Raw genomic sequence first — 25252 nt, forward strand, 5'->3', positions numbered from 1 at the left:
AACCATAAACTAACGATTATGAAAAAAAACATGGGCGGAGCAGACCGCGCAATCCGAATTGTACTTGCACTTATAGTTGGTGCATTATATTACTTTAATATGATAACAGGAACATTGGCATATGTGTTGCTAGCTTTGGCTACCATATTTGTTTTAACAAGCTTAGTTAGTTTTTGTCCTTTGTATACCCTTTTTGGAATACGTACATGTAAGGTCAAAAATTAGGTTTTTTGGTTGGTTGATATAGGAAGGCCGTTCGATTTCGAACGGCTTTTTTATTTTGAGAATAAGGGTGTTTGAGGGAAGGATCATTGGGATTGGCCTAAAGAATATGACTATTTTATTTGTATCGGAATATATTGATGAAAGGTAAAAATGTATAATTGGAAACCTGTTGGAACCAGCATTTATGAGTAATATCATGTTTTGAACAGATCGGAGCAATTAAATTTGATTTAAAATTAAAACCAATACATTGTGAAAGCACTTACAAATATTCCTCTGGTAGTTTGGGAAAACGGTATCTGGATGATAGGTCTGTTTGCCCTAGTGGTCGTCGTGTTGATAGTTGCAGTTTTGGCCATGATGAACAGTGGTAAAAAATAAATACGAACCACATACTTTGAAATGGATTTGGCATAGGTTAAATTACTTTTATGTTAAATCCATTTCGTTTGTAACATGGGTCACCTAAGAATACCACGGTCTAGTGTATTTTTGGACTATAAATAGTTGCCCATGGAAACCGAAATTCTCGCCCGGATTCAATTTGCCTTCACTGTTGCTTTTCATTATATCTATCCGCCCTTAAGTATTGGGATCGGTCTGCTGCTTGTAATATTTGAAAGTTCCTACATAAGGACCAAAAAGGAAATTTACCATAAACTAGCGCGATTTTGGACCAAAATATTCGCCTTGACCTTTGGTATAGGTGTGGTTACAGGTATTGTTATGGAATTTGAATTCGGAACCAATTGGGCCGTATATTCCAGATTTGTTGGCGATGTTTTTGGAAGTGCGCTGGCAGCGGAGGGAATTTTTGCCTTTGCCTTGGAAAGTGGATTTTTGGGCATCTTGCTCTTCGGATGGAACAGGGTCAAGCCTTGGGTACATTTGGTTTCGACCATCGGCGTATTTTTGGGGTCCATGTTTTCCGCGATTTGGATCGTAGTTGCCAATAGCTGGCAGCAGACTCCTGCCGGATTTCATATAGTTGGTGAGGGGTTTGATGCTAGGGCAGAAATCACAGATTTTTGGGCCATGGTGTTCAATCCGTCCAGTGTAGACCGATTAACGCATGTTTGGCTCGGAGCCTTTTTGGCCGGAGCCTTTTTGGTCATGAGCGTTCATGCCTATTATCTTATCAAAGGGAAATATGTTGAAATTTCCAAAAAAGCCTTCAAAATAGCCCTGGTAGTTGCCACCGTATTTTCTCTGGGACAGTTGTTCACAGGGCACCGGTCAGCAGATGGTGTGGCAAAAAACCAGCCCGCTAAACTGGCCGCACTGGAAGGACATTTTGAAGCCTCCGCCCCTGCCGACATGTATATTTTGGGATGGGTGGATAAAGATAAGCAGGAAGTAACAGGGTTAAAGGTACCCGGAGGTTTATCTTTTTTATTGGAATATGATTTTGATGCTCCGGTAACCGGTCTCAATGCATTTCCCGAAGATGAGAGACCTTCCCAAGTGAATGCCGTTTTTCAGTTTTATCATATAATGGTGGCCATTGGTATGGTGTTGATATTTTTGACCCTCTATGCCACTTTTTTATGGTGGAGAGGTAAATTGTTCAATAAAAAATGGCTGTTGTGGATTTTTGTATTTGCAGTTTTTCTGCCTCAAATTGCCAATCAGGTCGGTTGGTTTGCTGCTGAAATGGGTAGACAACCCTGGGTGGTCTACGGTCTTTTAAGAACAGATCAGGCATTTTCGCAAGCAGTGTCCGACAATCAAATTTTGTTTTCCCTCATTCTGTTCTTCTTTGTGTATAGCCTTTTGTTCGTGCTGTTTATTTATTTGTTGCACAAAAAAATAAAACATGGGCCATACGATGAATCGGAAAACGATGATACACCTTTCGGGGGAACACTAACACATATGATGAAATAAGATTATGGAAACTTTTTTAGGATTGGATTATCCCACATGGTGGTTTTTGGTTGTAGGAGGTCTTTTTTCCGGCTATGCCATACTGGACGGCTTTGATTTTGGTGCCGGGGCATGGCATCTCTTTTTAAAGAAAGAGAACAGTCGCAGGATCGCTTTAAATGCCGTTGGACCGGTGTGGGATGGTAACGAAGTTTGGCTGGTGATTGGTGGTGGAGCTCTTTTTGCTGGGTTCCCTGTTATGTATGCCACCATGTTTTCGTCCCTTTACGTTCCTTTTATGCTGTTTTTGGTATTTATTATATTCCGGGCCATATCCATAGAGTTTAGGGGCAAAGAGCCGATGTTGTGGTGGCGAAATCTATGGGATGTTAGCTACAGTGTGTCCAGTATTATGCTGGCTTTTTTGTTGGGGGTTGTACTGGGCAATGTGCTACAAGGAATTGCAATAGGGGAGAATTACCAATACCAAGGGGGTGTGCTGTTCGAGTTTTTAAACCCATATGCTCTAATGACGGGATTTACCACGTTGTCACTTTTTATGGCACACGGCGCCATTTTTTTGCTCTTAAAGACCGAGGGCAGGTTGTTCGCCAAGTTAACACGCCTTTTAAAAAGAGGAATGATATTTTTTATGGTTAGTTTTGCGGTGACCACCCTTTATACCTTGATCTATATTCCCCATTTGTCGGACGATTTTAAAAGTAATCCGGCACTTTTTGTTATACCCCTGCTTACCTTTCTCAGTATTGCCAACGTACCCAGGTTGGCCGAAAAGCGCAGGTATAAATCTGCGTTTTTGTTTTCCTCGTTGACCATTGCCTTTTTATTGGTTTTGGTAGCAGTGGAACTATATCCGGTACTGTTGCGTTCTTCGATAGACCCACAATATAATATTGACATCTACAATGCAGCATCTTCAACAAAATCCTTACAGATTATGATGGTAATAGTGGCCATTGGAACTCCATTGGTGCTGTTCTATACCATTTTTGTGTACAAGACCTTTTGGGGAAAAGTAAAATTGGACGAGACCAGTTATTGATTTTGGATTTTTTGTTCCAATTAAAAAAAAAGCATCAAGCACAGTGCTCTTTTTTGTGTGTGACTTAAGTCACTTTATATCTCCTTGGGTACCATTACATTTGGGTAAATCATAGAAAAAATGTCCAAAATAGTTGTTTTGGGAGCTGGTATTGCAGGCCATGTTGCTGCCTCCCATCTTAGAAGAAAGCTCTCCAAGGAGCATGAGGTTGTGGTAGTTTCACCAAACAGTAATTATCAATGGATCCCATCCAATATTTGGGTAGGGATAGGGAGAATGAAACCAAAGGATATTCTGTTCCCATTAGCACCTCTTTACAAAAAAAAGCAAATTGATTATAAACAGGCCAAAGCGATAAGTTTTCATCCAGAAGGTGATAATAACGAACCAAGACCCTATGTTTTGGCGGAATATGTCGATGGTGATGAAAAAGGAACGACTGAAAAGGTTACCTACGATTACTTGATCAATGCCACAGGACCAAAACTCAACTTTGAAGGAACCGAAGGACTCTCACCGGGTAAGAACAAAGCACATTCCGTTTGTACCTACACCCATGCACAAGAAGCTTGGATTGCCTTGGAAGGCCTAATTAAACAAATGAAGGAAGGTAAAAAGATTAAAATATTGATTGGAACGGGCCATGCCAAATCAACCTGTCAAGGAGCTGCTTTTGAGTACATTTTAAATGTAGAACAAGAACTCAGAAGACATAAGGTCAGGGATATGGCCGAAATTACTTGGATTTCCAACGAATACCATCTTGGAGACTTTGGAATGGACGGCATGCTTATGAGCTATGGAAGCAACATTATGAAGTCGAATGAAATGGTGGAAATGATCTTTGAGGATCGTGGTATCAATTGGATTTTGGGAGCAGCCGTAAACAAGGTAGAGGACGGATTGGTCCATTACGAGAACTTGGACGGTGATCACAAACAAAAAACCTACGATTTCGCCATGCTCATACCTGCTTTTTCCGGTCATGGATTTAAAGCCTACAATAAAGAAGGGGCGGATATTACGGATAAACTTTTTAGGGGATTTATGATCGTTGATGCCGATTACACACCAAAACCGTACGAGGAATGGAGTGTTCAGGACTGGCCCGAAACCTATCAAAATCCGTCTTACCCCAATATTTTTGCGCCGGGAATTGCCTTTGCCCCGCCACACAGTATATCCAAACCAAGAAAGAGCAAGAACGGTACGGATATTACACCGGCGCCTCCCAGAACAGGTATGCCTTCGGGGATAACCGCAAAGTTGGTGGCCGATAACATTATAGATATGATCAAACACTCGAGCAATAAAATGCATCACAAAGGATCTATGGGCAATATGGGTGCCGCTTGTATTGCATCCGCAGGTTTTGGAATGACCAAGGGTAGCGGTGTGAGCATTACTACCTTTCCGATTGTTCCCGATTATAACAAATATCCCGATACACAGGGCAGAAAATTGGGCAAGACTTTTGGTACCATTGGTTTGGCAGGCCACTGGTTGAAACTGGCATTGCACTATGCCTTTATTTATAAAGCAAAAATGAAACCTTTTTGGTGGTTAATTCCTGAATAGATTAGTTATGACACGCAGAATATCCAAATACAAACGATTTACAATGATGAACCCTATAATCCAATTCTTCAAGTTCATTTATTTGAGCATCAAAGTATTGGTCGTAGTGGCAGGAGGTCACGGTGGAACCCGAGACGCATAATAATAAATAGGTCTCAGAACTAAAATTGCCTCAATACAGGAGTACACCTCTTAACGGACCCAGTATTGAGGTTTTTTATGCGATATTCTCGGTAACTCATGTTACTGTGTAAGTCTGACAGCAAATCTAATTTTGCTTCAAATCAATTAGGTATATGAAGCGATTATTAGTATTAATGATATTCTTTTTTGCTCAGGGTCAATTTTTTGCCCAAGAGCATGTCGGAATCTCCTTGGAAGACGTCCTGATCAAGGTACAGGAGTCCAATGCCAGTATCAAGGTATCCGAATATGAGGCCAAGATGGCCAAATATGATTATCGGTTTTCCAATTCCATTTTTTTGCCGCAGATATCGGTTTCACATACTGGATTGGCGACCACAAATCCTTTAATGGCGTTTGGCTCCAAACTCAATCAAGAGATTTTGACCCAGGCCGATTTTAACCCTGATTTGTTGAACGACCCCGATCAAATTGAGAACTATGCCACAAAAATTTCAGTGGAACAACCCTTGATCAACCTGGATGGTTTCTATCAGCGTAAAGCGGCCAAGACCACCATGGAGGCCAAGGAGCTTCAAGCCATGCGGACCAGGGACTATCTCAATTTTGAAGCCCAAAAGGCCTATGGTCAATTACAACTGGCTCACCAAGCCGTAGCCGTGTTGCAAAAAGCTTTTGAAGCTGCAAATGCCAATTTGAACACGGCACAGAACAGTTATGACCAAGGGCTGCTTCAAAAAGCCGATTTGTTGGAGGTGAAAGTGAGGGTAACGGAAGTATCGGACCAATTGAAAACAGCCAAGAGCAACGTGCAAAATGCTTCGGATTACTTGGCATTTCTAATGAACGAACATGGGGGTGTTATTTATGAACCATCAGAAGAATTGGTGCCAGTCAGACCAGGAGGACCTTTAGAAGGCTCACTGGAAAATAGGGCCGATGTTAAGGCAATGGACCTAGTGTCCGAAGCTTACAAAGCCAATATGAAAGCCGATAAAATGACCTTTTTACCAAGATTGAATGCTTTCGCCAGTTATGAAATGTACGATGACGAAATATTCCGGGCCGATGCGAACGGATATATTATAGGGGCAAGTTTAAGTTGGGATGTGTTTAAAGGGTCTCAACGCTTTTCCAAAGCAGGAAAGAGCAAAACCAATTATGAAAAAGCAAAACAAGAATACGAGCAGTACGTCGCCAAAAGTTCTATGGAGCTTCAACGCACCAAGCGGATGGTCGAAAATGCCGAGAGCAGGCTTCAGACCTCAAAATTGGCTATGGAGCAATCTGAAGAATCGTTAAGGATACGTACCAATAGATTCAAGGAGGGTCTGGAAAAAACTACCGACCTACTGATGGCCGAAGCCACTTTAGCGGAAAAGCAACTGGCTTATTATCAAACCATATTTGAATACAATCAAGCACAATCCTTATTAACATTTTTAACCAAAGAATAATTGCAAGATGAAAAACACTACGATATATAAAAGTTTTATGCTGACCGTCTCCTTGGGCTTTTTGCTTATAGGTTGTGGAAGTGATGAAAAACAGCCGGCTGACAACACGGAAGCAGTACCGGTAACCATCGGCGAAGTAACCATAGGCGATAGCTCTACCATATTGGCAGGAAGTGGTCAGATTAAAGCCGTGAATAGTGCCAATTTGAGCACCCGAATGATGGGCCATGTGGAATCCATCCCTGTGAAAATAGGTCAGAAGGTAAATAAAGGAGATTTGCTGATCTCTATCAACAACGTGGACCTACGCGCCAAAAAAGCACAAGTGGAGGCATCCATTACCGAAGCTCAGGTGGCATTTAACAATGCCAAGAAAGATTATGAAAGGTTCCAGAACCTTTTTAACGAAAGCAGTGCTTCACAAAAGGAGTTGGATGATGTGACTGCGCGCTACGAAATGGCAAAAGCCAGATTGGAGGCCGCAAACCAAATGAAGAACGAGGTAAACTCCCAGTTTGCTTATACCAACATCAGGGCCCCATTCAATGGCGTGGTCACCAACACCTATATTGACGAAGGCGATATGGCCAACCCAGGGGTGCCGTTGGTTTCTGTGGAATCCCCAGCAACAGGGTTTGAAGTAGAGGCCAAAGTGGCGGAGAACAGCATTTCAGCGATCGAAGTTGGAACCAAAGCCCACATTTTGGTTAAAGCATTGAATACCACAATTGCTGGAAAAGTGTCCGAGTTGAGTGCCTCGGCACAAAATACAGGCGGGCAATATGTAATGAAAGTAAGCTTGGACGATACGGATGCCAAGATTTTGTCAGGTATGTATGCAACCGTTAGGCTCGAGGCGGAAATGGAGAGCGATGGTAAAACAGTTGTTACCGTTCCGTCCGAAGCCTTGGTGCACAAAGGCCAACTAACAGGTGTTTATACGCTAGGGCAGGACAATGTAGCGCTTTTGCGTTGGTTGCGTTTGGGCGAGAGTTATGGAGATGAGGTGGAAGTATTATCTGGTTTGTCCCAAGGAGATCAGTATATCGTGTCGGCCGAAGGAAAGTTGTACAACGGAGCTAAAGTAAGTATTCAGTAACCCAAAAAAGCTAACAATGAAAGACGGACTTGCAGGAAAAATAGCCAAAGGGTTTATCAGCTCCAAACTAACGGTGCTCCTAATGATCGTGTTCATGGTCATTGGGGTGTACAGTTCCTTCCTTATCCCAAGGGAAGAAGAGCCACAGATAGACGTGCCCATGGCGGACATATTTGTGGGATATCCCGGGGCTAGCCCTACAGAAGTGGAATCTAGGATTACCAAACCCCTGGAGAAAATTATATCCAACATTAAAGGTGTAGAGTACGTGTACACAACATCCATGCAAGAGCAGGGGATGGCCATTGTACAGTTCTATGTTGGTGAGGATATCGAGAGGTCATTGGTGCGTTTGTACGACGAGATCAACAAGCACATGGACCAAATGCCCGCCGGAGTAACCATGCCATTGGTAAAAACCCGTGCGATCGATGATGTACCCATGCTCGCACTTACTCTGTGGAGCGATGAATATGATGATTTTCAGTTACGAGAGATTTCTGGGGAATTGGTCAATGAGGTTGAAAAAGTTAACGGGGTTTCCATCACCAAGAAGATAGGCGGACGTAGTCCCCAACTTCGTGTGGTGGTGGATAAGGATAAAATGGCCGAATCGGGCATCGATATGTTGGCCGTGGCCCAAATGATTAAAGCCAATAACCAGCAAATGGATGCTGGGAATTTCCTTTCCAACGATACCGAGTTCCACATTAGCACGGGAAATTTTTTGGAAACAAAAGAAGATCTCAAAAACCTGATTGTAGGCACAAAACAAGGTCAGCCCATATATTTAAAGCAGGTAGCCAGCGTTTTGGATGGTCCCGAGCTGCCCAAAAACTATGTTTCCCTTGGATTTGGGGCCGCTAGTGAAAAGTCAGAAGAATTTAAATCGGAATACCCAGCGGTAACCATTTCGATTGCCAAAAGAAAAGGTGCGGATGCCATGAAGATTGCCGACGTGGTGTTGGAGAAAGTGGAGCACCTAAAAACAACCCTGATTCCTGATGATGTACATGTTGAGGTAACCCGTAATTACGGTCAAACCGCTTCGCAAAAGGTATCCGAATTGTTGATGCACTTGATCGGTGCGATTATCGCCGTGACCTTTGTGGTGATGTTGGCCATGGGTTGGCGAGGTGGATTGGTCGTGTTCCTTTCCGTGCCCATTACCTTCGCTTTGACTTTGTTGAGCTATTACATGCTCGATTATACGTTGAACCGAATTACTTTGTTTGCCTTGGTGTTCGTAACCGGTATCGTGGTGGACGACTCCATTATTATCGCGGAGAACATGCACCGTCACTTTAAAATGAAACGCTTGCCGTTCAAGGATGCCGCTCTGTATGCCATCAACGAGGTAGGTAACCCCACCATCTTGGCCACCTTTACGGTTATTGCATCTGTATTGCCAATGGCATTTGTTTCTGGTTTGATGGGCCCGTACATGTCACCCATGCCCATAGGAGCCTCGATTGCAATGTTGCTATCATTGTTTGTGGCGTTGACCATAACCCCGTATTTGGGATACATCTTCCTAAAGGAAAAAGATAAAAAGAAGAAAAAGGAAAAAGAGCCTGTAGAAATTCAAGATACCTTCATCTATAAGGCGTATGCTCGATTTGAAAGGCCCTTGATCGAGAGTGGTAAAAAAAGGTGGCTATTCTTGGGCATTACCTTTCTCTTGTTGATCGCCTCTGTGGCCATGTTCTTTACCAAATCGGTAGCGGTAAAAATGTTGCCTTTTGATAACAAGAACGAGTTCCAGGTGGTGATAGATCTTCCCGAAGGAACCACGTTGGAAAGAACGGCTGCCGTAACTAAGGAAATCGGAGCTTACTTATCTACCCGACCCGAAGTGGTGAATTATCAAACCTATGTGGGCACATCGGCACCGATAACCTTTAATGGTTTGGTACGGCACTATGATTTACGCGGTGGTAGTAATATGGCCGATATTCAAGTAAATCTGGTGGATAAGCACGACAGGAGCGAACAAAGCCATGATATTGCCAAATTGTTGCGCCCAAAAATCCAAGAGTTGGGCAAAAAATACCATGCCAATATCAAAATAGTTGAGGTGCCGCCGGGACCTCCTGTACTTTCCACCATTGTGGCTGAGGTGTATGGTCCCGATTATGACAAACAGATTGCTTTGGCCGATAAGGTAAAGGGCATTTTGAACAATACTACTGACGTTGTTGATGTGGATTGGATGGTAGAGGATGACCAAGTGGAGTATGATTTTGTGATTGATAAGGAAAAAGCCATGTTGTACGGGGTTACCCCTCAACAAATTGTTCAGGTGATGGCCATGGCTTTCCGTGAGCAGCCGGTATCCCATATGTATCGTGAAGATTCCTTTGATCAAATCGGAATTGTTTTGTCCGTAAGTGAAAAGGATAAATCCAGTTTGGATAAAATCAAACAATTGAAAATAAAATCCCAACAGGGCAACATGGTGTCCGTGGGTGATTTGGTTTCCATTAAAGAGGGAACAAAGGCCAAGAGCATCTACCGGAAGAACCAAAAGCGAGTAGTATATGTTATGTCGGATATGGCGGGGGAATTGGAAAGCCCGGTCTATGCCATTTTAGGCATGACGGACAAATTGAATCAATTGGAGTTGCCCAAAGGATATTCCATCAACGAACTGTACATGGAACAACCGCAATTTGAGGATGATTATACTGTTAAATGGGATGGGGAATGGCAGATTACCTTGGAGGTATTCCGGGATTTGGGAATTGCTTTCCTCGGTGTAATTGTGATCATTTACATGTTGATCGTGGGATGGTTCCAAAATTTTAAAGCACCCATGGTGATGATGGTGGCCATTCCGCTTTCCTTGATCGGGATTGTGCTCGGACATTGGATGTTGGGCGCCTTTTTTACGGCAACCTCCTTCATCGGGATGATTGCCTTGGCTGGTATTATGGTACGGAACTCGGTATTGCTTATTGACTTTGTCAACTTAAGGCTCAAAGAAGATGTTCCATTAAAGCAGGCTGTTATAGAAGCAGGAGCCGTACGTACAACTCCTATTTTATTGACCGCAGGAACCGTGGTCATTGGAGCTTTTGTGATTTTGTTCGACCCTATTTTTCAGGGATTGGCCATATCACTTATGGGAGGAACCATAGTGTCTACCGTACTGACGCTCTTGGTGGTGCCATTGGTGTATTATATGATTGAACGTAAAAATTACAACTAAGATGAAACCGACATGACTAAAATAATCTTTAGACACACTGCAAAGATTATTTTAGTCGTCAAAGGTTCCATGTGACCATTGAAAAAACTATAAAATAAGCACATGAAAATGATCATTGTTACCACGGTCGAAGAATATAAGAACGAAGTATTCAAATTATTTAAAAAGGCCGGAGTGGAAAGCTTTAGTGGATCGGATATCGATGGTTTTAAAAAAGCGGCGCCCTTAATGTACACCAGTAGTTGGTTTCCTAGCGAAAGAGGAGGTGCAGCATCGAACATGTATTTTTCTTTTACCGAAGAGGAAAAAGTAACCGAATTGTTCAAAATGATCGAGCAATTCAATACCGAAAGTGAAACAACGAACCCGATCAGGGCTGTAGAAGTCCCAATTGAAAGAACCGTTTAAAACATCGAACATGAAAAATAGAATTGTAAGAGGAGTAGCAGGAAGCTTTATATTGATCAGTTTGCTTTTGGCCATTTATGTAAGTCAAAATTGGCTGTGGTTTACGGCTTTTGTAGGGGCCAACCTGTTACAGTCATCGTTGACCAAATGGTGTTTACTGGAAGATATCCTGAAGAAGTTCGGGGTCCCCGATTCCGATAAGGATTGTTGCTAGTCCATCTATATTTGATATCTAAAGCATTTTCGTGATCTTTGTTTAAAAACCTCGCGAAAATGCTGTATCAACCTTGGCCATGGTATGTGGCCGGCCCACTTATTGCCATTATCATGGCACTGCTCATATTAATGGGCAAACGTTTTGGAATGTCCTCCAACCTCGAAACCCTATGTTCTATCGGAGGAGCGGGGAAATACTCGGATTATTTCAAAGTTGACATAAAATCAAAACGATGGAACCTCTTGGTGGTTCTGGGGTCTGTAATTGGCGGATTTGTTGGTGCAAACGTACTTTCACCGAATCCTGCCGTGGATATTTCGGACGATACGGTAGCCAAGCTCAACGAACTGGGTTTTGAAAGCGCAGGTAAAGCCTATTTGCCTACAGAACTGTTTGCACTAGAATCCTTGTCCGATCCTAAAGTTTGGGCGATACTTTTGGTGGCGGGCTTTTTGGTAGGCTTTGGAACTCGCTACGCTGGCGGCTGTACCTCTGGGCATGCCATTTCTGGTCTGAGTAATTTACAACGACCATCCCTGATTGCCGTAATCGGATTTTTTGTAGGGGGATTGATCATGGTTCATTTACTGTTCCCTTTAATTTTTGCGGTATGAAGCGTTTAGTGTATATCCTTTTAGGCTCGTTTTTAGGAGTGGTCTTGTATAAATCCGAAGCAGCATCATGGTTTAGGATCTATGAAATGTTTCAGTTCGATGCATTCCACATGTACGGTATCATCGGATCAGCTTTGACCATTGGTGTTGTTTTGGTCTTTTTGATCAAAAAATCCAAGGTCAAATCATTTTCAGGAGAGATCATCCAAATACCGGATAAGGAAAAATCCTTTGCAAGATATATATGGGGAGGTACGCTTTTTGGATTGGGATGGGCCCTGGCAGGTTCGTGCCCGGGACCAATTTATATTTTGGTCGGAGCAGGATATTGGCCCATGGTCATTGTTTTGTTTGGTGCATTGCTGGGTGCCTTTGTATATGGGGTTTTAAGAAGGAAATTACCACATTAGTGTTGCCTTAACGGGATATTTGGGTCGATTAACGAATATGAATGGCAGCTTGAGGGCTGGCCTATAGCTTTGTTCGATGCAAACCTACTTAATAGTCCCGATTAATGAAGCTGACCACATTTATCATTGATGATGATCTGGTGTCGCAATTTGCGACAAGGTACTGTATACAACAATCTCAAAGAGAGTTTGATATCGTAACCTGTTCCAGTGGAGAAGAAGGTGTTCAAGCCTGTTTTAACTTTGTGGAAAAAAGCAATAGGTTGCCCGATATTATTTTTTTGGACCTTGTTATGGACGGGATGAGTGGATGGGATTTTCTGGAAAACCTGAAAAATTTGTTCAAAGAACACAAACTGCCCAGTGTTTATGTGTTATCTGCCTTTACAAATGCCAAAGACCGAACCATAGCCAAAGACCATGGGTTGATTGCGGGCTATGTGGACAAACCCTTATCACGATCTTATCTGGAGAAAATTTTGAAAGAAGAGGAGAAAAGGAGAAGTTGATTCAAAAAAACGGGCGAACACCGAACATCTTAAAATTGACTCTCAACTAGTACAAAGTTTTTCTGAAAAAGCATATTTTTGCTATCCCTTTTCAAGGATGGCCCCGTAGTTCAATGGATAGAATAGAAGTTTCCTAAACTTTAGATGCAAGTTCGATTCTTGCCGGGGCTACTTTTTGACTTCTTCATATTTTTTGATTTTAATTGAATTCCTTTGATTTTGGCTTTTAGAGTTCACAAATCGTCAACATTTTTTAGATTGCTGTTTTAAAGTAATATATTGAAAATCAGTGATTTAGTTGATGCGTTTGATTTGACTTTCGTCTTCGTCAACAACTAAAAGAAGACAATTAAGAGGCCAAACTCCACATTTTTCCGTCATGCTTTGGCTTTATTCCAGTAGGCCTAAAAATGGCAAAGCTCCCATTCATGCCAGGATTTCTGTGAACGGTAAAAGCTCAACATCAGTTTAAAGCGAAGGATTCCGATCAATGAACAGGATTCAAAAAAGTAAAGTGTCAAAAGTTCATTTGCTCAAGCAACATCGATAAGCCTTATATCTTGATAAACAATTGATTTAATAGTTATATGATATTAAAATATGTCCGGTTTTATGAAAGATTATATGTCATAGAGTCCTAAACAAGAAAATGTCACAATTAAATCTAAATATCGTCTTTAAACAAAACTTACTATATGAGAAAAGTATTTTTTGTTATAACACTGGTAGCAATAGGATGTTCGCCACGAAAAGAGAAAAATGAATATCAAACATTAGTTGAATATGAAGGGCATTATGAGTATTTGGGAAAAACTACAATAGATCTTGTAGCATCAGAATTTGATACAGTCCTCTATGCTGTATTGGACAATTCAAAATATCCTTTGACCTATATTGAAAAAGATAGTTTCGTCAATATTAGAAATAACCCAGTTGTTTTTAAAAGGGATGAGAGCGGTAAAATATTTAGTTATAGATCAGGAGGTCAAGATTTCAAACTTTTAAACAAGGAGTTCGAAAAAATGGAAATGTTTCCACGTAGAGAATTATTCGGTAACGCTGATAATTATTCTTATGGAATACCTGAAAATAAAAATGATGGTCTCGTTTCGGGTGATTTGTTTAAAGAATTTTCTAACCCTGAAACAATAATAAATATGGTCAAGGAAACAATCAAAGGAAATTTCCCCGAAGTACACGGTATACTTATTTTTAAAAATGACAAATTGGTACTGGAAGAATATTTTTATGGGTATGATGCCAATACACCACATCAATTAAGATCAGCAAACAAACCTTTAATTGGAGGAATACTGGGTATTGCAATTGACAAAGGATTTATAAGTAGCGAGAAAGAGAAGCTCTTACCTTTTTTTGCTGCAAAATATCCAAATATTGACAATTTGGATGACAGAAAAAAAGAAATCACTATTGAGAATTTTTTAACCTATCGCCATGGACTGGACTGTGAAAATAACAACGCGGATAGCAAGGGAAATGAAATGCTAATGATGCAAAGTGAAGATTGGGTAAAATACACCCTTGATTTGCCCATGGTAGCAATTCCAGGACAATATTCATCCTATTGTACGGGCTGTGCGCTTACACTGGGCAATTTGGTAGAAATTGCAACAAATGAAAAAATAGAAGACTTTGCTAAAAAATATTTCTATCAACCAATGGAAATTACTAATTATAAATGGGACTTTGAACCAAATCCTTCTAGTAAAAATACTTTCAGTCAAATGTATATTACACCAAGAGATTTAGTTCGTTTAGCAAAAATGTTTAAAGACGGGGGCATATGGAATGGAAAACAAGTCATATCTAAAGATTGGATAATTAAAACATTCGATATGGAGGAAGGAGACTATGGTTACCTATGGGAACATAAATATTTCGTGATAGACGGTAAAAGATATAATTCTTATCTAGCTTCGGGAAATGGCGGGCAAAAAATTAATATTTGGCCAGAACTTGATATGATTACTGTATTTACAGGGGGTAATTACAACTCATACGAACTTTATGGTAAAAGTACGCCGCCAAATGAAATGATACCGAATTACATATTGAGAGCTCTATAATAAAGGCAGCACTTAAAAAGAACTACTTTAATCAAGGGTTCACATATCGTCGATATTTTGAAATTAAAAAGCTAAAGTCCCAATAATAAAGAGGTCTAGGAGACAAGTTCAATTCTTTTTGGGCTAGCTTTTCTTTCCTAAATACGTCAATTGCCCTATTGAGTCGACAGATACTGGCACTTAAGTTTGCGATAAACCATAAAACCAGTATATGAGACGTATTAATCTATCTATGTTATCTTTTCTATTGATTCTATTATGTGCATCTCCAGTTTTGATTGCACAAAATGTAAAAGACTTTAAGGTAAAAATGTTGGGGCCGGCCAATCTTAACTTTAGGAAAGTTCCAAAAAGAGTGGTAATCTCCGATTTTCAGGTCAACTTTCAAACCGCTCTGCAACTGGAAGATAAAAAGAAAGGCGGAAAAATGTGGAGAGGGGGTTTAAAAGGAGATGCAAAGGCATCTTTGACGTTGGTCTTGGACGGGCTCAATATAGAAGAACTTCAGCAACTCACCGATAAACTCTTTGAACAATACAAAGCCGAACTTGTCGCCAAAGGGTTTGAAATAGCATCCATCGAAGAATTATGGAACCATAACGCATACCAAAAAAATCGTGAGAAAAGATGGGACTTACGGTCTGGACAAGGAGGGGAAAAAGGAGATGAGTTCGGAACCATTGTAATGCGCCCAACCGGTCAGAAATTTATCGTGGCCAAAAAGAATATGGACAATAAAAAAACAGGCCCCCTAAAACTGGCCAATTACGAAGAACAAGTAGAACTGAAAGTTTCCAACCAAAAAAAGGAATTCATTTTTAATAAAGTGGTCCTTAATGTAATGGCTTTTGATAATGCCTTGAGCGAGACCACAAGAGCATTGAACAGGCATGCCGGATACGCACAGGTAAAGGCCGAGACCGATTTTAAGATTGGTGCCTCCAGTTTTAATAAGTTCAATATTGGACAAATGATCGTTAAAGGTGGTGTGGAAGTAGCAGGTATTTTGGAAAAGCAAAAGTTTGATGCCTCACAGGGAGCAGATGTGGACAAGAGAGGAACCGATGCCGGGGTTTTCCGTATATGGCGAGTGGAAGATAAAGAAGACATCAATGTTTCAGTGGTAAAATGCGACCCGGAAAAATATAATAAAGGGGCCGAAATGGCAATAACCGCCTTTTTGGGTGCAACTATCGAAAAATTGGCAAATAAATCAAACTAACGCTAGTTGGGATTACCCACATTTTTCTAAAAAAAGAAAATTTATATTCACTTTTGGTTTAGCTTTAAACACCAACCATTTTCTTTTACCATGACCTGTCCAAAAAAAATCCTTTCTCCCATTTTCTTCTTTTGCGCATTAATGTTTAGTATGCCTTTTTTTGCACAAGATATTCAACAACAGATCAGCGCACTAAAGGATAGCTTAAAGTTGAAAAAGGGAGAGGACAGGATTCTGGTCCTGAAGGATATCGGGATGAAGTTTAGATCTATAAATTATGATAGTGCATGGTATTACACAAAAATAGGTTACTCGGAAGCCATTGAACAACAAAATGAATACTTGGCTGCAAGGTTGACCATATCTTTTGGGATATTGGAAAACGGAAACGGTAATTCTTTGGAAGCCCTAAAATATTACAAAAGGGCCTTGCCCACAATTATAAATTCGGATGATCATTTTGCTAAAGGCGCCCTTTATACAAATATGTCCAACGCCTATGAGAAAATAGGAGAAGTGGACCATTCCGTTTCGTATCAACTAAAAGCATTGCAAGAATTCGAAATTTCAAAAGATTCCATATGGATTGCCGGTAGTTATAATAATTTAGGTAGTAGGTATCAAGCTATAGAGGAATATGATACTTCCGAAAACTATTTTAAAAAGGCTCGGGATTTGTATGGTCAATTGGGCTACGAATACTATGTGGCCTTGATAAACAATAACTTGGCCAGTATCTACCTATTGCGCAAGGATTACGTTAAAGCAATGGTATATGCAGATAAATCCCTTGAAGGCTTTGTGTCTTCGGGAGCCTATTTTGAAACGGTCACATCACTTTACAATTTGGGATATGCCCATCAAGGGTCGAAAGAATTTGATTTAGCCTTGGACTATTTTGAGAAGGCCTTAAAAATTCAGCAGGAAAAAGAAGATTGGTACGTTGCCATTCATCTTAAGAATGATATTGCAAAAACCTATATTTTACAAGGTAAACTTAATAAAGCCAAGGCAATAGCGGATCAAGCGTATGACGAGGCACTACAAAAAGGTATAGTTTTGGCACAATTGGAATTGTGCAATACACTGTCCGAAATTAACAATAACCTTGGAAATTATGGTGAAGCCTATACCTTTCTACAACAGTCCGTAAAAATAAACGATAGCTTAAAAAGTGATGAAAGGGCCAAAGAAGTACTTAACCTAAAAGAAAAATACGAGTCCGAACAAAAGGAGAATGAAATCTTGCGCCAACAAAACCAGCTGGTAGAAAGCGAACTGTCCATAAAAAAACGCAATAATATGCTGATGGGTAGCGGCGGTTTGGTGGCAATACTGTTGATTGTTGGATTTGTACTGTTCAGGGAACAGAAAATAAAGGCGAAGAACTTTGAAAGGGAGACCGTTCTGGAGAAAGCAATGGCCGAGGCCCGAGCACAAGAAAACCTTAAAGAGCAACGTTTACGGATTGCTCGGGATCTACACGATAATATTGGTTCTCAGCTTACATACCTTACTTCCCTAACCGATTCCGCAAAACGAGGAATAGACAAAGGAGAAGTGTTTTTAATGGAAAAACTCACCCAAATGAAACAGTTTTCGTTGGTTACTATCTCCGAGCTTCGGGATACCATTTGGGCCATGAACAAAGACGAGATCAGCTTGGAGGATATTAAGGAGCGTACCCAACAATTGGCTGCGACCGTGCATGAAGCAACAGATGATAAAACGCGAGTTAAAGTTAAAGGAACCCCTGCCAATAGTGTGCTCAACGCTTTTGTAGGAATGAACCTTTTCAGAATTATTCAAGAATCGGTCAACAATGCCGTGAAGCATTCGGGAAGCGAACTAATAGAAGTAATAATTAATGAAATTGATGGTGCAGTACAAATTGTGGTCCTAGACTTTGGAAGAGGGTTCGACACGTCAAAAGAGTCAACAGGGAACGGACTTCATATTATGCGAAACAGGGCCGAAAAAGCAGGTGTTGATTTTGAACAGGAAAGTAAACTGGGTAAAGGCACCAAGGTAACATTGAGGGTTAGGGTATAATAGTATAGTAGAAAAAAGACGACCATGAGCAAGATTAAACTGGCCATAGTGGACGACAATACATTTTTGGCGAGGGCCGTCCGCGAAAAATTGGTCCATTTTGAAAATTTGGATATCAAGTACATGGCATTTAATGGTAGTGAACTGTTGGCCGCACTAGAAAAAAACCATAATCTGGATTTGGTGCTCTTGGATATTGAAATGCCTATATTGGACGGCATAGAAACTGTGCATATCGTAAAACGGAAATACCCGCACATTAAAGTTCTTATGCTAACGGTTTTTGATAATGATGAGAATATTTTCAACGCAATACAAGCAGGCGCCGATGGATATTTGCTCAAGGAAATAGAAGGACAAAAACTGCACAATGCCATTGTGGAGACCGTTGGGGGAGGCGCGGCAATGAGCCCTTCAATCGCCGTAAAGACACTTAAATTGTTACGGTATCCAGAGAAACAAAAAGCCCTATCCACACAGGAAGAGGATATTTTACTAAGTTCCCGCGAAAAGGAGGTATTGGAACAACTGGCCGAAGGGTTAAGCTATACCGTGATTGCCAAAAATCTCTTTCTCTCCCCAAGTACGGTAAGAAAGCATATCGAGAATATTTACAAGAAGCTTCAGGTCCACAACAAGTTGGAAGCTGTTCAAAAGGCACGAAGACAAAACTTGCTGTAATATCAAGAAGTTGTCACATCTTTCCCAACATTTTAATAATACCATCTTCAAGTTAAGGTCATTTTTGGTCGATTTTATCTTCCCATTTTTGACTACCCAAGTTTTTTTTTATAATTTTTCCATACAATCACAATGGTTCGATCTATATCGAACAAAAAATCAATCCCAAAACGATGAATAACCTCAAACGTGTAATAGTTGATTATAAAAAATTGACCTCCGAAGTGCTCAAGCTTTTGGTGGATAAATATCCCGATGGTTACGGGGACGATGATGTGATCAACTTTAAAAACCTGAAAGGCGAAACTATTGAAGCCGTTGAGGTGTCCACGGAGGATACCAAATATTTGGTGAAGATCAGCTCAAAATTAGAGCGTACCATGGCGGACTTCGATGAAGATGAAGACGATGATTTTGACTCTGAGGATTATGAAAAAATTCCCGGTGACAGCGATGAGTTCTCCGATTCCGATGATAACGACGAGGTAGAGGACTAATTTGTCGTAGCCTTTAGATTATCCAACATTTCCTTGGTCGTTTGGTCCAGGTCGAACCTAGGTGTCCATCCCCACTGTTGGCGAGCTTTGGTATCATCTATACTACTTGGCCAAGAATCAGCAATTTCCTGTCTAAAATCGGGAGCATAACTAATGGTGAACCCAGGTATATGCTTTTCAATGCTCTTAGAAATTTCTTTGGGGGTAAAGGTCATTCCGGCCAGATTGTAGGACGATCGTACTTTTATTTTTTCAGCCGGACTTTCCATTAAGCTAATGGTCGCCCTTATTGCATCATCCATGTACATCATGGGCAATTGGGTCTCACTGCTCAAAAAACACTCATATTTACCTTGTTTTAGGGCTTCGTGGTAGATTTCTACAGCATAGTCAGTAGTGCCGCCACCTGGCATGGTTTTCCAACTTATTAGGCCAGGATACCTAACACTTCTAACGTCTACCCCATATTTTTTGTGATAATACTCGCACCAACGTTCCCCAGATTGCTTACTTATGCCATAAACCGTGCTGGGCTCCATAATGGTGTTCTGTGGGGTGTCCTCTTTGGGGGTATTTGGGCCGAAAACGGCGATACTGGAAGGCCAAAAGATCTTGGAGATCTTCTTTTCCTTAGCAAGGTTAAGAACATGGAACAAAGAGTTCATGTTTAGGTTCCATGCTCTCATCGGGAATTTTTCCGCAGTTGCACTGAGCATGGCGGCCATTAAATACACTTCTTCAATTTCGTAATGCATAACCACATCTTCGACAGCAGCATAGTCGGTGGCATCCAGCAATTCAAAGGGCCCCGACTGCATTAGGGCATCTCCTCCTTCTCTAATATCGCTTGCAATAACATTGTCCGCACCATATTTGTTGCGTAGCTCAAAGGTTAGTTCGGTTCCTATCTGACCGCAAGCGCCAATAATTAAAATGGGTTTGTGCATGTAAATCGAAGTTAATTTAGTTTGTTGCCAAAGATACCCTTTCTTAAAATTTGTACATTCGCTTATGCGAAAATTGTTAGGTATTTTACTGCTGTTCTCCATACTGGGAGGATGTAAGAAGGTTGAGAAGGCCACGGCCGAGGTCGAATCTCCCGAGTTGGAGTTCGATTATCAAAAAATGCCGGATAAAATTGAGTTCAACCCGGAAGCAACCGCCATAGTTGAGGAGTGGCCAGAGTTCAAGGATTTGAATTCCAGTGTGGACGTACTGTACAGGGCAACCAACAACGAAGATTTGGCCCTGGCCATAGACGATCTTATCGAGAAAGAGAAAAAAATGGCCAACGGTAAGTATCCCGAACTTTTCGATACCTTTCAGGTAAAGAGTAGGCAAAGTGTGATGCGGACTTTTCTGTACAAGGCAAAAGCAAGCATCCTAGAGAACCAACCAACAACTGGTCCGATTGTGGAAGCCCTGGAAGCATATAACAACATGCGAAAACAACTAAATATAATAGTAAATAGCCAATTGGATAAAAAACTGATCTTGGATGAAACATAAAATTATAATTATCGCTGTACTGTTAATGGTAAATACCGTTTTGGCCCAGACCAGTGATGAGCAAAAAATAAATAAGGTGTTGGATAACTGGCACATGGCAGCGGCCAATGCAGATTTTGAGGCTTATTTTGGCAATATGACCAAAGAAGGGGTGTTTTTGGGCACGGATGCCATGGAAAACTGGCAAAATACAGAGTTTAGGGAGTTTTCCAAACCATATTTTGATAAAGGAAAGGCATGGAACTTTACCACCGTCCAGCGGAATGTGTATCTCGATGATTCTGGGAATTTGGCCTGGTTCGATGAACTTTTGGATACCCAAATGAAAATATGTAGAGGTTCGGGTGTGCTCAAAAAAGAAAATGGGCAATGGAAAATTGCCCATTATGTACTTTCAATTGCCGTTCCCAACGAATATGTGGATGAACTTGTCCAAATCAAAGAAGAAAAAGACAATGCAATCTTAGAGGAGCTAAAAAAGAACAGACAATAGATTAGTTCCCGTCGCTCTGGGCTGCTTCTTTTTTTCTGGCTTCCAATGCCTGTTTGCTCAAACTCGCCAAGTTAAAGTTCGGTGCAATCTTTAGGGCTTCATCTATAGAAACTATGGCAGCATCAATATTTTCTTTGTCCAGATTGAAATCTGCCAATCCTTTTAAATGATAAAATGCAGCTTTTAAAGGAACCTCGTAGGGCTGCTGACGTTCGTAAAAAGCATACTTCATTTCGTCGGTGGCATTGGCAATACCGTACTCAATGTTCACTCTTGCATCGCTGGTTTCACCGGTCTGTATCTTAAGGTCGGCCATTTCGTAGGCCAGGTAAGGAGATGGATTTCTCGAGAAAAGCTCCTCAAAGTGTTCCAATGCCCTTTTGGGCTGGTTAAGCGCCTTTAACGAAAATGCTTTGATCTGTACGGCAAGATCGGAATCGGTGGCATCTTTATCCACACCTATGGTGTTTAGGGCCTGCATGTGTTGTCCGTTGTTCATATAAACAAAGGCCAAGGTATCCTTTCTTTCTTTTGATGGCGCCAAAACGTTCAAATGGGTCAACGCTCCAATAACACCGTTTACATCTCCCTGCAAACGCATTTCTTTGTAATACGCTTCATAATGTTTTAAAAGTTCGTTGCCGGTTTGCGAAATACCGCTAATGCCCGTTAAAAGGAGCAATACGAGTATAGTCTTTTTCATTGATCTTCAGTTTAGTGCGCCAAATCTAACAAAATAATCCCAACCAAGCTGTTAAGAATACAATAAGTAATGGAAGGTTCTCAGGAAACAATGGAGGTAGTGAAGTTATGGGATTTGTTTAAAAAATTCTGGCTCAAAACGATTTTTCCCATTGCCTTGGATGATGTTTCTTTATACGATGGCGGGGGGATTCCTCTTTTCTGGGCCTCCTCAAAATAGTACAATTGCTTTTTGGGATGATAAGGGTAAACACCGTTGAAAATTTCGCCCCAATAACCTTCTTCCAATATGGTTTGGATCATGTGAATGCAATCGTACAGGTGAATCAAGTTGATGGCATGGTTGCCGTTGCCAAGTTGCTTCCTGCCCGATAAGGTGGTCACAGGGTGCCTGTCCGGACCAATTAGTCCTCCAAAGCGGACTATAGTGGTATCGAGGCCAACCTCTTTTTGGAACATGTTTTCACATTGCACCAATTGTCTGCCCGATTCCGTATTGGGATATACCGGTGTTGCTTCGGTAACCTCTCCCTCCAAATCTCCGTATACCGCAGTACTGCTCACAAAAATAATATTGGAAATTTCGCTGTCTTTCAATTCAGATATCAGGAACTTTATTTTGTCAACAAAACTCTCGGCATTGTTGCCTCGTAACTTCGGTGGCACATTAATGATCAAGGTCCCGACTTGGGAAAGAAATTCCTTAATATTTCCCTCGGTTCCAGTTTCGGTCAAACGAATTTCGAAGGGTTCAATACCTTCTTTTTGTAATTCCATTAATTTATCGGTGGAAGTGGTGGTCCCTTTAACGTGATATCCTTTTTTTATCAATGATTTGGCCAAGGGAAATCCCAGCCAACCACATCCCAGAATACCAATATGTTTATTCAAATCGCAAAGTTTTTATGGTCAATATAGCATCATTTAACACAAAAGGGGTGGGAATACTGTTTTTTGGTCTTTTCGGTATGCTAAAATCCGGATGTATCAACAAATCGTTGGATGCTTCGTATAAAGTGAGTTCCAATACCGAATCCTTAGGGAATTGGAGTTGCAGTTCTGTAAAATCATTATTGGAAATATAATGAGTGACCAACCTGTTTTTCCTGTTTTCGAGGAAATAAGGGGATAATTCGATTTGGTTCACTTTTGCCTTCGATAAATTGATCGGATTGGTAAATACCTCAAGGCGGTTCACCGTTCTTTTCGGTGTGATGCAAAGTTCTATTACCCTGTTTTCCCCAACAATAGTGTCCATCACGGTATCAATATAGGATGCTTCCAGTTGTTTTTTTGGTGCATCTGCCACATAATTTAAGTTAGTGCGGTATTTGCTTGATATGGTCTCAGCTTTAGGTTTTCTTTTGTTTTCGTTAATAAATTGGCCGTTCCAATCAATTAGAACTTTATCGTATGTGGCCCATAGTGCTGAGTCGTCGTCCGTATTATAAACATATAGCAAACTGCTGGGTTTTGGTCTTTCTTCGTTGAAGTCGGATTGTATGTGACTCGTAATTCCGAATGCAAAAAAAAGAAGCAGGAATAAATAGGCCAGTCTCCTTTTACTTTTTAACTGACCTAAAAATGGGAGTGCCAGGAAAAACAACAACGTCGTAAAAAGGGTCGCGGCCACCATCATTTTTAAACCAAGGCCTACGGGAAACATTTTAATGAATGGGGAATAGATAAGAACCGCGGGCAAGGCCAAGAACAGCATTAAAAATGGATTGGGCTTCTTTTGATTGATGGTTACGAGCAGCCCTGCCAGCAAGCCGAACAGGGGAACTATAAAAAAACTGGCGCCTTTTAAGTATTGTGCTACCAAGCCGCAAATTAGCAACCAAATAAAAATAGGGGCTACCAATAAACTTGGGGTAGGGGTTTTTCGGAATTTATGATAGGTGTAAAAGCAGATAAACAGCGAGAACATAACATACACGGCAATGTAAGTATGGCCGTTGTAGGTAAACCCATGTAACATATCCTTATACCCGGGGTACCACCAAGTAATTATGGCCCAACAAAAATAGCCGACCGCACCGTTCACCATTAAGGTGATGAGGACGGGAACAAAGCCTTTTAAAACATCGTTTGTTTTTAAGACCTGTTTTTTAAACCCTGAAAAAAGTAACAGGACAAAAGCCAAAACTGCAATGCCGAATGCGGGCCAGATCCACTCAAAAGGATAGGAAACCAGATTAAAGATGGGGATATTGAAATACACATAATCATCCAAACTTTTTAAATTATCCAAATCGGCATTACTAAAATGTGCGAGCAACGGCATTAAATAACTGCCTTGGTGAGCTAGGGTTTTTCGGTCCAAACGCTCATAATTGTCCAGGGCGGTGTGGTAATCAAAATGGTCATCTATAAAAGCAAAGTTAAATCCATCAATATCTGCATCTTCCCTAAAAACGGTTAGGTCGGTATCGTTGGGGAGCATTTTATAAATGCTATAGGCCAAAGAGTTCGCAACCGGGTATTTGGGATTTGCTTTTGTAAATTCCTTGATCAAAGTGCCATTGCCGCGATTGGTCTCTATAAGCATATAACTGGGCCCGCCGCTACCGCGAGCCTCAAAATTTAGGGCTAGCCCCACATTTTTTGCCCAAGAGTGTTTATTTACAAAAAGGTCGGCCCCATTAAGGCCAAGTTCCTCGGCATCGGTAATTAGGATAATGATATCGTTCTCTGGGGTTTCATTGTTGCTCAAAAATGCTCGGACTCCCTCCAAAATTGTGGCAACTCCACTACCTGCATCACTTGCTCCAAAGGAGGAATGGGGGCTACTATCGTAATGCGAGAGTACCAGTAATGCTTTTCCGTTGCCACTGCCCTTAATTCTTGCCAAAATATTCGTGGCTTTGCTCAGATTGCCCCAGTCTCCAGCGGTGTAACCCTGTTGTGTGGTAGTTTCCAGACCCATTTTTTTGAGTTCGGAGATAATATAGGTCCTAGCTCTTTGGTGTCCTGGAAAACCAACGGCATGTGGTTCTTTGGATAATTCTTTTACATGGGAAAGCGCTCTATCTGTGGAGAAAGCTCCCAACGGGGCATCCTGATCGGTTTTGTACTGAGGCGTCAAGAATCTAAAACTCCAATATACGGCAAGAAAAAGTAGAATTAGGGCAAGGGTCCGGGAAAACTTCATGGCGTAGCGATATTCATAATTTAAAATGTGAATATATGAAAGGTTCTCATCTTT

The 25252-nt window shown here is 41.1% G+C and carries 25 protein-coding genes and 1 tRNA gene; 22 read left to right on the forward strand and 4 right to left on the reverse strand.

Annotation, left to right across the window (positions count from 1 at the left end):
• Window positions 1-30: 30 nt before the first annotated feature.
• The 20 genes from MJO53_RS08430 to MJO53_RS08515 all read left to right on the forward strand — a co-directional run bounded on the left by MJO53_RS08430 (window position 31) and on the right by MJO53_RS08515 (window position 19340).
• Window positions 31-225 (forward strand): YgaP family membrane protein, encoded by a 195-nt coding sequence (locus tag MJO53_RS08430; protein ID WP_313791036.1) that lies wholly within the window; start codon window positions 31-33, stop codon window positions 223-225.
• Between the two features lie 252 nt (window positions 226-477).
• Entirely contained in the window at window positions 478-606 is a 129-nt protein-coding gene (locus MJO53_RS16945) for a hypothetical protein (RefSeq protein WP_262902824.1), read from the forward strand.
• 132 nt (window positions 607-738) lie between these two features.
• Window positions 739-2112 (forward strand): cytochrome ubiquinol oxidase subunit I, encoded by a 1374-nt coding sequence (locus MJO53_RS08435; protein ID WP_224835751.1) that lies wholly within the window; start codon window positions 739-741, stop codon window positions 2110-2112.
• 4 nt (window positions 2113-2116) lie between these two features.
• Window positions 2117-3154, forward strand: coding sequence for a cytochrome d ubiquinol oxidase subunit II (cydB, locus tag MJO53_RS08440; RefSeq protein WP_224835750.1), 1038 nt, complete (start codon window positions 2117-2119; stop codon window positions 3152-3154).
• A gap of 120 nt (window positions 3155-3274) precedes the next feature.
• On the forward strand, window positions 3275-4732 hold the full coding sequence (locus MJO53_RS08445) for an NAD(P)/FAD-dependent oxidoreductase (RefSeq protein ID WP_252078764.1): 1458 nt from the start codon (window positions 3275-3277) through the stop codon (window positions 4730-4732).
• Between the two features lie 7 nt (window positions 4733-4739).
• A complete protein-coding gene (locus MJO53_RS16950) occupies window positions 4740-4874 on the forward strand; it encodes a hypothetical protein (protein WP_262902823.1) in 135 nt (44 codons plus the stop codon).
• A gap of 154 nt (window positions 4875-5028) precedes the next feature.
• Window positions 5029-6333 carry a TolC family protein gene (locus MJO53_RS08450; RefSeq protein WP_252078765.1) on the forward strand — a complete coding sequence of 435 codons (1305 nt, stop codon included), beginning with the start codon at window positions 5029-5031 and terminating at the stop codon, window positions 6331-6333.
• 7 nt (window positions 6334-6340) lie between these two features.
• Entirely contained in the window at window positions 6341-7432 is a 1092-nt protein-coding gene (locus tag MJO53_RS08455; RefSeq protein WP_252078766.1) for an efflux RND transporter periplasmic adaptor subunit, read from the forward strand.
• Window positions 7433-7448: 16 nt separating this feature from the next.
• Window positions 7449-10643, forward strand: a complete 3195-nt coding sequence (locus MJO53_RS08460; RefSeq protein WP_252078767.1) for an efflux RND transporter permease subunit — start codon at window positions 7449-7451, stop codon at window positions 10641-10643.
• A 102-nt stretch (window positions 10644-10745) separates the two neighbouring features.
• On the forward strand, window positions 10746-11051 hold the full coding sequence (locus MJO53_RS08465) for a hypothetical protein (protein WP_224835745.1): 306 nt from the start codon (window positions 10746-10748) through the stop codon (window positions 11049-11051).
• Between the two features lie 10 nt (window positions 11052-11061).
• On the forward strand, window positions 11062-11265 hold the full coding sequence (locus MJO53_RS08470; RefSeq protein WP_252078768.1) for a YgaP family membrane protein: 204 nt from the start codon (window positions 11062-11064) through the stop codon (window positions 11263-11265).
• A 59-nt stretch (window positions 11266-11324) separates the two neighbouring features.
• Window positions 11325-11882 carry a YeeE/YedE family protein gene (locus tag MJO53_RS08475; RefSeq protein ID WP_252078769.1) on the forward strand — a complete coding sequence of 186 codons (558 nt, stop codon included), beginning with the start codon at window positions 11325-11327 and terminating at the stop codon, window positions 11880-11882.
• Window positions 11879-12292, forward strand: a complete 414-nt coding sequence (locus MJO53_RS08480; RefSeq protein WP_252078770.1) for a DUF6691 family protein — start codon at window positions 11879-11881, stop codon at window positions 12290-12292. The genes MJO53_RS08475 and MJO53_RS08480 overlap by 4 nt, the downstream gene beginning before the upstream one ends.
• Before the next feature lie 104 nt (window positions 12293-12396).
• On the forward strand, window positions 12397-12801 hold the full coding sequence (locus tag MJO53_RS08485) for a response regulator (protein ID WP_224835741.1): 405 nt from the start codon (window positions 12397-12399) through the stop codon (window positions 12799-12801).
• A 99-nt stretch (window positions 12802-12900) separates the two neighbouring features.
• Window positions 12901-12972: transfer RNA gene (locus MJO53_RS08490), tRNA-Arg, on the forward strand.
• Window positions 12973-13496: 524 nt separating this feature from the next.
• The gene (locus tag MJO53_RS08495; protein WP_252078771.1) at window positions 13497-14888 is read left to right on the forward strand and encodes a serine hydrolase domain-containing protein; all 1392 of its coding nucleotides are present in this window, start codon (window positions 13497-13499) and stop codon (window positions 14886-14888) included.
• Between the two features lie 211 nt (window positions 14889-15099).
• The gene (locus tag MJO53_RS08500) at window positions 15100-16110 is read left to right on the forward strand and encodes a hypothetical protein (protein WP_252078772.1); all 1011 of its coding nucleotides are present in this window, start codon (window positions 15100-15102) and stop codon (window positions 16108-16110) included.
• A gap of 150 nt (window positions 16111-16260) precedes the next feature.
• Entirely contained in the window at window positions 16261-18162 is a 1902-nt protein-coding gene (locus tag MJO53_RS08505; RefSeq protein ID WP_252078773.1) for a tetratricopeptide repeat-containing sensor histidine kinase, read from the forward strand.
• Window positions 18163-18186: 24 nt separating this feature from the next.
• A complete protein-coding gene (locus tag MJO53_RS08510; RefSeq protein ID WP_252078774.1) occupies window positions 18187-18843 on the forward strand; it encodes a response regulator in 657 nt (218 codons plus the stop codon).
• Window positions 18844-19016: 173 nt separating this feature from the next.
• Window positions 19017-19340 (forward strand): hypothetical protein, encoded by a 324-nt coding sequence (locus tag MJO53_RS08515; protein WP_252078775.1) that lies wholly within the window; start codon window positions 19017-19019, stop codon window positions 19338-19340.
• Here the strand turns inward: MJO53_RS08515 and MJO53_RS08520 are convergent.
• Window positions 19337-20287: an NAD-dependent epimerase/dehydratase family protein gene (locus MJO53_RS08520; RefSeq protein WP_224835735.1), complete on the reverse strand. Its 951-nt coding sequence runs from the start codon at window positions 20285-20287 to the stop codon at window positions 19337-19339. The two genes, MJO53_RS08515 and MJO53_RS08520, sit on opposite strands and share 4 nt — an antisense overlap.
• Window positions 20288-20351: 64 nt before the next feature.
• Here MJO53_RS08520 and MJO53_RS08525 point away from each other — a divergent pair, with 64 nt between their 5' ends.
• Both MJO53_RS08525 and MJO53_RS08530 read left to right on the forward strand, forming a co-directional pair.
• The gene (locus tag MJO53_RS08525; RefSeq protein ID WP_252078776.1) at window positions 20352-20849 is read left to right on the forward strand and encodes a hypothetical protein; all 498 of its coding nucleotides are present in this window, start codon (window positions 20352-20354) and stop codon (window positions 20847-20849) included.
• Entirely contained in the window at window positions 20839-21342 is a 504-nt protein-coding gene (locus MJO53_RS08530) for a nuclear transport factor 2 family protein (RefSeq protein ID WP_252078777.1), read from the forward strand. Before MJO53_RS08525 ends, MJO53_RS08530 begins: the two co-directional genes overlap by 11 nt.
• A gap of 1 nt (window position 21343) precedes the next feature.
• On the opposite strand, the gene MJO53_RS08535 is transcribed toward MJO53_RS08530, so the two are convergent.
• The 3 genes from MJO53_RS08535 to MJO53_RS08545 all read right to left on the reverse strand — a co-directional run bounded on the left by MJO53_RS08535 (window position 21344) and on the right by MJO53_RS08545 (window position 25198).
• On the reverse strand, window positions 21344-22045 hold the full coding sequence (locus tag MJO53_RS08535; RefSeq protein WP_252078778.1) for a hypothetical protein: 702 nt from the start codon (window positions 22043-22045) through the stop codon (window positions 21344-21346).
• A gap of 80 nt (window positions 22046-22125) precedes the next feature.
• Window positions 22126-22935, reverse strand: coding sequence for an SDR family oxidoreductase (locus tag MJO53_RS08540; protein ID WP_252078779.1), 810 nt, complete (start codon window positions 22933-22935; stop codon window positions 22126-22128).
• Window positions 22928-25198 carry a M28 family peptidase gene (locus tag MJO53_RS08545; protein WP_252078780.1) on the reverse strand — a complete coding sequence of 757 codons (2271 nt, stop codon included), beginning with the start codon at window positions 25196-25198 and terminating at the stop codon, window positions 22928-22930. The genes MJO53_RS08540 and MJO53_RS08545 overlap by 8 nt, the downstream gene beginning before the upstream one ends.
• Window positions 25199-25252 lie beyond the last annotated feature (54 nt).

It is taken from the genome of Flagellimonas marinaquae (genome assembly GCF_023716465.1).
Taxonomy (GTDB): domain Bacteria; phylum Bacteroidota; class Bacteroidia; order Flavobacteriales; family Flavobacteriaceae; genus Flagellimonas; species Flagellimonas alginolytica.

Coding starts and splice junctions, on each gene's coding strand:
- MJO53_RS08485 (WP_224835741.1), top strand. CDS start 12,397: ATGAAGCTGACCACATTTATCATTGATGATGATCTGGTGTCGCAATTT.
- MJO53_RS08465 (WP_224835745.1), top strand. CDS start 10,746: ATGAAAATGATCATTGTTACCACGGTCGAAGAATATAAGAACGAAGTA.
- MJO53_RS08515 (WP_252078775.1), top strand. CDS start 19,017: ATGAATAACCTCAAACGTGTAATAGTTGATTATAAAAAATTGACCTCC.
- MJO53_RS08505 (WP_252078773.1), top strand. CDS start 16,261: ATGCCTTTTTTTGCACAAGATATTCAACAACAGATCAGCGCACTAAAG.
- MJO53_RS08455 (WP_252078766.1), top strand. CDS start 6,341: ATGAAAAACACTACGATATATAAAAGTTTTATGCTGACCGTCTCCTTG.
- MJO53_RS08535 (WP_252078778.1), bottom strand. CDS start 22,045: ATGAAAAAGACTATACTCGTATTGCTCCTTTTAACGGGCATTAGCGGT.
- MJO53_RS08450 (WP_252078765.1), top strand. CDS start 5,029: ATGAAGCGATTATTAGTATTAATGATATTCTTTTTTGCTCAGGGTCAA.
- MJO53_RS08530 (WP_252078777.1), top strand. CDS start 20,839: ATGAAACATAAAATTATAATTATCGCTGTACTGTTAATGGTAAATACC.
- MJO53_RS08445 (WP_252078764.1), top strand. CDS start 3,275: ATGTCCAAAATAGTTGTTTTGGGAGCTGGTATTGCAGGCCATGTTGCT.
- MJO53_RS08430 (WP_313791036.1), top strand. CDS start 31: ATGGGCGGAGCAGACCGCGCAATCCGAATTGTACTTGCACTTATAGTT.
- MJO53_RS08510 (WP_252078774.1), top strand. CDS start 18,187: ATGAGCAAGATTAAACTGGCCATAGTGGACGACAATACATTTTTGGCG.
- MJO53_RS08475 (WP_252078769.1), top strand. CDS start 11,325: ATGCTGTATCAACCTTGGCCATGGTATGTGGCCGGCCCACTTATTGCC.
- MJO53_RS08480 (WP_252078770.1), top strand. CDS start 11,879: ATGAAGCGTTTAGTGTATATCCTTTTAGGCTCGTTTTTAGGAGTGGTC.
- MJO53_RS08545 (WP_252078780.1), bottom strand. CDS start 25,198: ATGAAGTTTTCCCGGACCCTTGCCCTAATTCTACTTTTTCTTGCCGTA.
- MJO53_RS08460 (WP_252078767.1), top strand. CDS start 7,449: ATGAAAGACGGACTTGCAGGAAAAATAGCCAAAGGGTTTATCAGCTCC.
- MJO53_RS08525 (WP_252078776.1), top strand. CDS start 20,352: ATGCGAAAATTGTTAGGTATTTTACTGCTGTTCTCCATACTGGGAGGA.
- MJO53_RS08520 (WP_224835735.1), bottom strand. CDS start 20,287: ATGCACAAACCCATTTTAATTATTGGCGCTTGCGGTCAGATAGGAACC.
- MJO53_RS08435 (WP_224835751.1), top strand. CDS start 739: ATGGAAACCGAAATTCTCGCCCGGATTCAATTTGCCTTCACTGTTGCT.
- MJO53_RS08500 (WP_252078772.1), top strand. CDS start 15,100: ATGAGACGTATTAATCTATCTATGTTATCTTTTCTATTGATTCTATTA.
- MJO53_RS08495 (WP_252078771.1), top strand. CDS start 13,497: ATGAGAAAAGTATTTTTTGTTATAACACTGGTAGCAATAGGATGTTCG.
- MJO53_RS16950 (WP_262902823.1), top strand. CDS start 4,740: ATGACACGCAGAATATCCAAATACAAACGATTTACAATGATGAACCCT.
- MJO53_RS08470 (WP_252078768.1), top strand. CDS start 11,062: ATGAAAAATAGAATTGTAAGAGGAGTAGCAGGAAGCTTTATATTGATC.
- cydB (WP_224835750.1), top strand. CDS start 2,117: ATGGAAACTTTTTTAGGATTGGATTATCCCACATGGTGGTTTTTGGTT.